The organism is Pseudomonas sp. NPDC089530, assembly GCF_050280705.1.
Lineage (GTDB): Bacteria > Pseudomonadota > Gammaproteobacteria > Pseudomonadales > Pseudomonadaceae > Aquipseudomonas.
In genome coordinates, this window is record NZ_JBNNVU010000151.1 from 1 (window position 1) to 7,761 (window position 7,761).

General features: G+C 61.6%; 7 protein-coding genes and 4 pseudogenes. 4 read left to right on the forward strand and 7 right to left on the reverse strand.

The annotated features are described in order from the left end of the window. From ACQKQA_RS29035 to ACQKQA_RS29050, 4 genes and pseudogenes are all read right to left on the reverse strand, one after another. Window positions 1–92, reverse strand: a pseudogene (locus ACQKQA_RS29035) (hypothetical protein); the annotation flags it as partial. Then, window positions 53–715: pseudogene (locus ACQKQA_RS29040) on the reverse strand (LUD domain-containing protein); the annotation flags it as partial. The pseudogenes ACQKQA_RS29040 and ACQKQA_RS29035, both read right to left, overlap by 40 nt. Continuing rightward, complete coding sequence (locus ACQKQA_RS29045) at window positions 712–1,536, reverse strand: (Fe-S)-binding protein (RefSeq protein ID WP_427564631.1); 825 nt, start codon at window positions 1,534–1,536, stop codon at window positions 712–714. The pseudogene ACQKQA_RS29040 and the gene ACQKQA_RS29045, both read right to left, overlap by 4 nt. Window positions 1,537–1,677: 141 nt before the next feature. Then, window positions 1,678–3,363, reverse strand: a complete 1,686-nt coding sequence (locus ACQKQA_RS29050; RefSeq protein ID WP_427564632.1) for a lactate permease LctP family transporter — start codon at window positions 3,361–3,363, stop codon at window positions 1,678–1,680. Window positions 3,364–3,624: 261 nt separating this feature from the next. Between ACQKQA_RS29050 and ACQKQA_RS29055 the strand changes: the two genes are divergently transcribed. Then, window positions 3,625–4,392, forward strand: coding sequence for an FCD domain-containing protein (locus ACQKQA_RS29055; protein ID WP_427564633.1), 768 nt, complete (start codon window positions 3,625–3,627; stop codon window positions 4,390–4,392). Between the two features lie 69 nt (window positions 4,393–4,461). Here ACQKQA_RS29055 and smpB read toward each other — a convergent pair whose 3' ends face one another. After that, window positions 4,462–4,944: an SsrA-binding protein SmpB gene (smpB, locus tag ACQKQA_RS29060; RefSeq protein WP_427564634.1), complete on the reverse strand. Its 483-nt coding sequence runs from the start codon at window positions 4,942–4,944 to the stop codon at window positions 4,462–4,464. A gap of 116 nt (window positions 4,945–5,060) precedes the next feature. Here smpB and ACQKQA_RS29065 point away from each other — a divergent pair, with 116 nt between their 5' ends. From ACQKQA_RS29065 to ACQKQA_RS29075, 3 genes are read left to right on the forward strand one after another with little or no spacing between them, the layout of a single operon-like run. Continuing rightward, window positions 5,061–6,464, forward strand: coding sequence for a sodium-dependent transporter (locus ACQKQA_RS29065; protein ID WP_427564635.1), 1,404 nt, complete (start codon window positions 5,061–5,063; stop codon window positions 6,462–6,464). Between the two features lie 7 nt (window positions 6,465–6,471). Next, a complete protein-coding gene (locus ACQKQA_RS29070; RefSeq protein WP_427564636.1) occupies window positions 6,472–6,906 on the forward strand; it encodes a type II toxin-antitoxin system RatA family toxin in 435 nt (144 codons plus the stop codon). After that, window positions 6,899–7,219, forward strand: a complete 321-nt coding sequence (locus tag ACQKQA_RS29075; protein WP_427564637.1) for an RnfH family protein — start codon at window positions 6,899–6,901, stop codon at window positions 7,217–7,219. The genes ACQKQA_RS29070 and ACQKQA_RS29075 overlap by 8 nt, the downstream gene beginning before the upstream one ends. Before the next feature lie 59 nt (window positions 7,220–7,278). Here ACQKQA_RS29075 and ACQKQA_RS29080 read toward each other — a convergent pair. Both ACQKQA_RS29080 and ACQKQA_RS29085 read right to left on the reverse strand, forming a co-directional pair. Beyond that, window positions 7,279–7,665 (reverse strand): annotated as a pseudogene (locus ACQKQA_RS29080) (outer membrane protein assembly factor BamE); the annotation flags it as partial. Continuing rightward, a pseudogene (locus tag ACQKQA_RS29085) lies at window positions 7,652–7,761 on the reverse strand (hypothetical protein); the annotation flags it as partial. The pseudogenes ACQKQA_RS29085 and ACQKQA_RS29080, both read right to left, overlap by 14 nt.

Consider the following 7,761-nt stretch of genomic DNA (forward strand, 5'->3'; position numbering starts at 1 on the left):
CCCAGGGCGATGGCCACGGCGATCTTCACCCATAGCGGGATGAAGCGCGTGGCGTTGTCGATCTGCTGCTTGAACAGTTGACAACCTGACCGCCGATGTCCGCTTCGAAGAATTTCTGCCGCAGGACCCTGCGACCGATCTGAATGAGTTGGTCGACGTCCTTGGTGTACTCCACGCCGAGTTTGTCGTGGAACAAGGACGCGACCTGACCGGCGTTCTTGTGGATTGCCGGCATAATGATGTGTGAAGGCTTTTCGTGGTCGAGCTGGACGATGAACTCGCCCATGTCCGACTCAAGGCATTCAATGCCTTGTTCAGCGAGGACATGGTTCATCTCCATCTCTTCGCTGACCATCGATTTGCCCTTGATCACTTGCCGCGCCTCGTGAGCGCGGATGATCGAGAGGACGATGCCATTGGCCTCGTCCACCGTCTCCGCCCAGTGCACAGTCACACCGTTGCGGGTCAGGTTCTGTTCCAGCCGCTCGAGCAGGTCGGGCAGCTTGGATAACGCCCGGGCCTTGATCGCATTGCCCAGGGCCCGAAGGTGTTCGCGTTCATGGGCATCGCTGAACGACGCCGCACGTTTGGCCATGAGGGAATCCATGGCGCTGCGAAAGTTGTTCCGCAGTTGCTGATCGCCCAGGGCCTGGTGGGCCCGGGTGCGAAAATCGTCCGCCACGGTAGTGGTCGGAATCAGCTCCGGGGCGCTCATGCGGCACCTCCGGTACGCTGCCAGAGGAAGCTGGCCAGGTGTTGGCCGCGCAGCGCTTCCCGTTGTTTCTCCAGCGAGCCGTTGATATTCATCAAGCAGCCGCAGTCGGCGCTCAGCACCTGGTGGGCGCCGGACTCCTTCAGCGCACGGGTCTTGTCCGCGACCATCGCTCCGGAGATGTCTGGCATTCGGACGCTGAAAGTTCCGCCGAAGCCACAGCATTCGCTTTCGTGGTCGTGGTCGACCCGCTCCACGTTGCCCAGTTGCGCCAGCAGCTCGCGACCGTGTAGGTGGGTGTTCATTTCGCGCCGTGCCGAGCAGGAGGTGTGCAGCGCCACCTTGACCGGCTCGCCATGGTCCTCAAGCCGCACCTTGCACACATGCAGCAGGAACTCGGCCAGCTCGTAGGTACGGGCCGCCAGGGCCTGCACCTGTTGCAACGTATGCGGCTCGTCCTTGAACAAGTCGCTGTAATGCTCGCGGATCATGCCCGCGCAGGAGCCCGAAGGCACCACCACCGGATAGTCCCCGGCGAACAGCGCCAGTTGCGAGCGGGCCACGGTGCGCGCCTGCTCGGTGTAGCCCGAGGTGTAGGCCGGCTGTCCGCAGCAGCTTTGCCCTTGCGGGTACTCCACGCGAATGCCTTCGCGCTCGAGCAGGTGAATCGCATCCATCCCGGCTTCGGGATAGAACAGGTCGACCACGCAGGTGCCGAACAGGTAGACCCGCGACGGTTTCTCGCTGGGGTACTGCCGCGGTTCGGCCAGGGGCGGTGCGACTCGGGTCGCGTTAGGCACGGCGTTGTAAAAAAGCTCGCTCATCAGGCGTGTCTCCGGGTGGTCCCGGTTATCCGTCTGTCGCGGCTGCTGAATATAGAGAGACAAGCTTTCAGCAGCCTTGCAGACCGGGGTGTGAATTGCAGACGCCGGGGGTGTGGCCCGGCGTCGGTTCTTTCAGTGTTCTCAATGCACCAGCATGCCGGTGAACCAGTAGGCCTGGGCCAGGGTGATCAGGCCGACGATGGTGGCAAAGAATAGGCTGTGCTTGAGGGTGAAGCAGAACAGGTCCGATTCCTTGCCCACCAGGCCGGTAGCGGCGCAAGCCACGGCGATCGATTGCGGCGAAATCATCTTGCCGGTCACGCCGCCGCTGGTATTGGCCGCTACCAACAGGGTGTCGTTGACCCCGAGCTGGTGCGCGGTGGTGGCTTGCAGCGAACTGAACAGGGCGTTGGACGAGGTGTCCGAACCGGTCAGGAACACCCCCAGCCAGCCGAGGAACGGCGAGAAGAATGGGAACGCCGCGCCGGTGCCGGCCAATACCAGGGCCATGGTCGAGGACATGCCGGAGTAGTTGGTGACGAAGGCGAAGGCCAGCACCATGCCGATGGACAGGATCGGCCAGCGCAGCTCGTAGAAGGTTTCTTTCAAAGTGGTCAGACCAGTTTTGAAGTCGATCTTCAGCACCAGCATCGAGACCAGCGCGGAGAAGAAAATCGCCGTGCCGGTCGCGGAAACCGGGTCGAGCTTGAACACGGCCGGGATTGCGGTCGGGGTGGCGACGATAGGTGCGCTCTTGATCACCAGCTGATCCAGGTGCGGAATCGCGAAGTTGAACACCCAGCTGTACATCGAACCGCCGGCGGCGAACATTGCCTTGAACGGCTTGAGGGTCCAGATAGTGACCAGCACGGTGAGGATCAGGAACGGCGACCAGGCCTTGAAGATCTCGCCGAGGCTGTAGGGCGACGCTTGGGTCGTGCGCGGTTTGCCGAAGCCTCCGCTCTGCACGACCGCGGCGCCGACGCTGGCGGTGGCCGAGGCGAACGAACGCTTGGGTTGCCAGACTTTGAGGAACAGGGTCAGGGCAATCAGGCTGACCAGGGCTGAAGTGATGTCTGGCAGCTCGGGTCCGATGAAGTTCGAGGTGAAGTACTGGGTCACGGCAAAGCTCAGGCCGGCCACCAGGGCTGCGGGCCAGGTCTCTTTGACGCCACGCAGGCCGTCCATCATGAACACCAGCCAGAATGGCACGAACAGCGACAGCAGCGGCAGTTGGCGACCGGTCATGGCGCCGATCTTGAAGGCGTCGATACCGGTCACCTGGCCGGCCACGATGATCGGGATACCCAGCGCGCCGAAGGCCACGGGCGCGGTGTTGGCGATCAGGCACAGGCCGGCGGCGTACAGCGGATTGAAGCCCAGGCCGACCAGCAGGGCGGCGGTGATGGCGACCGGCGCGCCGAAGCCGGCGGCGCCTTCGAGGAAGGCCCCGAAGCAGAAGCCGATCAGCAGCACCTGCAGGCGCTGGTCGTCGGTGATCGACAGCACGGAGCTGCGGATGACCTCGAACTGGCCGCTCTTGACCGTCAGTTTATAGAGGAATACCGCGGCGACGATGATCCAGGCGATGGGCCACAGGCCATAGGCGAAGCCATAACCGGCGGCGGCGAACGCCATGTCGGCGGGCATCTGGAAGGCAAAGATCGCCACCAGGATCGACAACGCCAGGGTGATGCTGCCGGCGACGTGTCCTTTGAGGCGGAACACGGCCAGAGCCAGGAAGAAGAAAACGATCGGGATGACGGCGGCGAGGGCGGACAGGCCGAGGCTGCCAAGCGGGCTGTAAAGCTGTTGCCAGGTTTGCATATGGGGTGGCCCCTAATTGTTGTTGGTCAGGCACTGGTCAGCGTATTTGGTTAATTGGTAAGACCAATTTACAATCGCTGTCGGCTAGGGTAAAAGCCTTGTGAGCGGTGTGTCAATTTGCCGCCCTAAAACTTTTGTCGCAGGCGTGCTGCGGATGACGGCTGATCCGCTTGCCGACAGGCGTTCTGATAGGTGCTGGCGCGGCCCCGATAGGCCAGAATAGAGAGCCCGGCGCACGGTCGGGATGGTGGAGAATGAGTGATGGGGTTTGATCAGATTCGTCAGCGCCGTTTGTCTGATGACATTGTCGAGCGGCTCGAGGGGATGATTCTCGAGGGCACGCTGAAGTCCGGTGAGCGCCTGCCGGCAGAGCGTGCATTGGCGGAGCAGTTCGGGGTTTCGCGGCCGTCGTTGCGCGAGGCCATCCAGAAACTCACGGCCAAGGGTTTGCTGGTCAGTCGCCAGGGCGGCGGCAACTATGTGGTGGAGTCGCTGGGCTCGACCTTCAGCGATCCGCTGTTGCATCTGTTGGAAAACAACCCTGAAGCCCAGCGTGACTTGCTGGAGTTTCGCCACACCCTGGAAGCTTCCTGCGCCTACTACGCGGCGCTGCGCGCCACCGATGTGGATCGTGAACGCCTCGCCACGGCTTTCGAGGCATTGCAGGACTGTTATGCCCGGGCGGGGGATGCGAGCCGGGCGGAGGAGGGCGCGGCGGACGCGCAATTCCACCTGGCGATCGCCGAGGCCAGCCACAACGCCGTATTGCTGCACACCATCCGCGGCCTGTTCGATCTGCTCAAGCGCAACGTGGTGACCAACATCGGCGGCATGTACAAGCAGCGCACGGAAACCCGCGACATGCTGATCAGTCAGCACCGTGATCTGTACCAGGCGATTATCGAAGGGCGTGCCGAGCAGGCGCGTGAAGTGTCTAGCCGGCACATTCTGTATGTGCAGGAAGTGCTGGAAGAGGTGCGTCAGGAAGTGCAGCGCGTGGCCCGGGCGGAGCGGCGCAAGGGAATCTAGCGGATGAGCCTGGGCTCGCTCCCTGCAGGAGCGAGCCGGCTCGCGATCATGGCATCAAGGTGAAGAGCGTTACTCTTCCTTGCCCTTGTTGCGCACCGCGCGATGCAACTCACGATCGGAGTCGCGTTCGCGTTCGGTATGACGCTTGTCGTATTCCTTCTTGCCCTTGCCGAGTGCGATCTCGCACTTGACCATGTGCTTGCTCCAGTAGAGCGACAGGCACACACAGGCATAACCCTTCTGCTGCACGGAGGCGAAAATCTTTTCCAGCTCGCGCTTGTTGAGCAGCAGTTTGCGCGAGCGCACCGGGTCGGCGATCACGTGGGTGCTGGCAGTGGTCAGCGGCGTGAAGTGACTGCCCAGCAGCCAGGCCTCGCCATCCTTGAGCAGCACGTAACTGTCGACCAGTTGAGCCTTGCCTGCCCGCAGACTCTTTACTTCCCAGCCGGCCAGGACCATGCCAGCCTCGAACCGATGTTCGATGAAGTAATCGTGACGCGCCTTTTTATTTTGCGCGATGGTCCCTGTTGGGTGTTTCTTCTGTTTAGCCATAGGGGCGGCATTATAGGCAGTTGCACGCGTGTCGGCTACGGTGAAGCTGCGTGCTTGAGCAGGTTGAGTGAATCCCGGACAATGCGCGCTCTTTTTTTCGGTTGGGCGTGTTTTTGATGTCGACGGACAAGGTTTCTGTCCACGGCGGCTGGGCCAGTCGCTGGGTGTTCATCCTCGCTGCGACCGGCGCGGCCGTGGGCCTGGGCAGTATCTGGAAATTTCCTTACATGGTTGGCGTCTACGGTGGTGGAGCCTTTGTCCTGGAGTTTCTGGCCTGCATCGCCTTGATCGGCGTGCCGGTGATGCTCGCCGAGACCCTGATCGGCCGCCGCGCCCGGCAAAGCCCCGCCCATGCCTTGAGAGCCCTGGCTCTTGAGGCCGGGCATTCGGCCCGATGGTCCTGGGGCGCGTTCGCCGGGATGATCACGGCCCTGTTGATTCTTTCCTTTTACAGCGTGGTCGGTGGCTGGTCGCTGGACTACATCATCGATATGGGGCGCGGCGACTTCCAGGGCGTGACGGCGGATCAGGTCGGTGCCTATTTCGGCCAGGTGATTGCCGACCCTTGGCGGCTGACGTTGTGGCATACGCTGTTCATGCTGTTGTCGGCGGCCGTCATCGCCAAGGGCGTGGTGGCCGGCCTCGAGCGTAGCCTGCGGATCATGATGCCGCTGCTGTTCGTGATGCTGGTGATTCTGCTGGGTTACAGCATGACCAGCGGGCATTTCATGGAAGGCGTGCATTTCATGTTCGACTTCAGCACCGACAAGCTGCTCGACGGCTTGCTGCCGGCCATGGGGCACGCGTTCTTCTCGCTGAGTGTCGGTGTCGGTTCCATCATGATTTACGGCGCTTACATGCCGAAGCATTCGTCCATTTCCGGCACTATTGTCGGGGTGGCGCTGCTGGATACCTTCGTTTCGCTGCTGGCGGGGCTGGCGCTGTTCCCGATCGTATTTGCCGCCGGGCTGAACCCGAGCGAGGGGCCGGGGCTGATGTTCGTCAGCTTGCCGTTTGCCTTTGGTAATGTGGCGTTCGGCCAGCTGATGGGCGTGGTGTTTTTTGTCCTGGTGGCCATCGCCGCCTGGAGCTCGGCGATTTCGCTGTTGGAGCCGATGGTGGCTTACCTGGTCGAGCGGACCCGAATCCGCCGCGGCTGGGTGACGTTCTGGCTGGCGTTTACCTGCTGGTTCATCGGGTTGGGGACGGTGTTCTCCTTTAATATCTGGCAACAGGCCAAGTTCTTCGTGAGCGAAGGCGGAGCTTTCCACCTCTACCAATGGGGGGCGGCGGGCGGCCTGGATTTCTTCGGGGTGGTCGACTTCTTCACCTCGAGGATCATGTTGCCCTTGGGCGGTCTCTGCTTTGTGGTGTTCGCGGGTTGGGTCATGGGGCGCGAGGCGGTTCGAGATGAGCTGTCGATTCGCAGCCCGCTGCTTTTCGCCCTGACCCTGTTTTTGATGCGCTATGTGGCGCCCATTGGCATTCTTATAGTGTTTGCCGCCCAGTTGTGGAAATGACGCTGACATGACGACACATATTCAACGTTCGGCCCTGTTGCCTTATCCGGCGCAGTTTTTGTACGACCTGGTCAATGACGTGGCGCGTTATCCGGAGTTCTTGCCCTGGTGCTCGTCGTCCGAGGTGCTGGAGAGCAGCGAGGTGCAGATGCGGGCCAGCCTGGCTGTGGCTAAGGGCGGGCTCAGCCAGCATTTCGTGACGCGCAATACCCTGGTGCCGGGTCAGTCGATCGAGATGAACCTGGAAGAAGGGCCGTTCAACCAGTTGCATGGCGTCTGGACTTTCAAGCCGCTGGGTGAGAAGGCCTGCAAGATCAGCCTGGATTTGTCGTTCGATTACGCCGGTCCGCTGGTTCGGGCCACCTTGGGGCCGTTGTTCAATCAGGCGGCCAATACCCTGGTCGATGCATTCTGCCAGCGGGCCAAGCAGCTGCATGCCTGAGCCAATGATCGAGATCGAGGTGGTGTATGCCGCGGTCGACCGGCAGGTATTGCTCAGTGTTGCCGTGCCGCCGGACACCACGATTCGCGAGGCGGTGAAATGCTCCGCAATGGGTGTGCAATTTCCAGAGCTGGACCTAGACAGTTGTCCGCTGGGGATCTTCGGCAAGGCGGTGGCGAAGCCTGAGGTGCAATTGGTACGGGCGGGGGATCGGATCGAAATCTACCGTCCACTGCTGGCCGACCCTAAAGAGGTTCGACGCCTGCGCGCGGCAAAGGCGGCGCAAGCCCGGGCTCGTACTTCAGAGTCCTGAAGCCAATCGACAGGCAATAAAAAAGCCCGGGTTCGCCGGGCTTTTTATTTCGCCATCTATTACTGCGGCGAGGTGTCCAGAGGTTCTGGTGTTGGCACCGGAACAGTCTCAACGTTGTCGACATCTTTCTGAATCTGATCGAGCAGAGAGCCAGGCTTGGCCGGTTTTTCCGGTTTTGGCTGCTCGGCATTTCCGGCAGGGCTGGTCACGGTGGTGCCGCTTTCCTTGCCCAGGATGGCTTCGTCACGGCTCACGCCAGGCATGAAGTCACCGGAAAGGCTTACCAGTTGGTCGTTGCCGTTGAAGATAACGCTGACGCGTTCCTGTTGGCGTTCACCGCCACCTGGTTGCAGGCTGTACAGGTAATCCCAGCGATCGGCGTGGAACGTGTCGGTCAACAGAGGGTTGCCCATGATAAACCGTACTTGCCGGCGGGTCATTCCCGGGCTTGACCGTCCCGGCTTCTTCCACCAAGGCCGGGTACACCGTCATCGACAGCCCGGCGATCTTCTGCTGGGTCTTCTCTGCCACCGCGGCAAACA

Coding starts and splice junctions, on each gene's coding strand:
- ACQKQA_RS29055 (WP_427564633.1), top strand. CDS start 3,625: ATGGGGTTTGATCAGATTCGTCAGCGCCGTTTGTCTGATGACATTGTC.
- smpB (WP_427564634.1), bottom strand. CDS start 4,944: ATGGCTAAACAGAAGAAACACCCAACAGGGACCATCGCGCAAAATAAA.
- ACQKQA_RS29075 (WP_427564637.1), top strand. CDS start 6,899: ATGCCTGAGCCAATGATCGAGATCGAGGTGGTGTATGCCGCGGTCGAC.
- ACQKQA_RS29065 (WP_427564635.1), top strand. CDS start 5,061: ATGTCGACGGACAAGGTTTCTGTCCACGGCGGCTGGGCCAGTCGCTGG.
- ACQKQA_RS29045 (WP_427564631.1), bottom strand. CDS start 1,536: ATGAGCGAGCTTTTTTACAACGCCGTGCCTAACGCGACCCGAGTCGCA.
- ACQKQA_RS29050 (WP_427564632.1), bottom strand. CDS start 3,363: ATGCAAACCTGGCAACAGCTTTACAGCCCGCTTGGCAGCCTCGGCCTG.
- ACQKQA_RS29070 (WP_427564636.1), top strand. CDS start 6,472: ATGACGACACATATTCAACGTTCGGCCCTGTTGCCTTATCCGGCGCAG.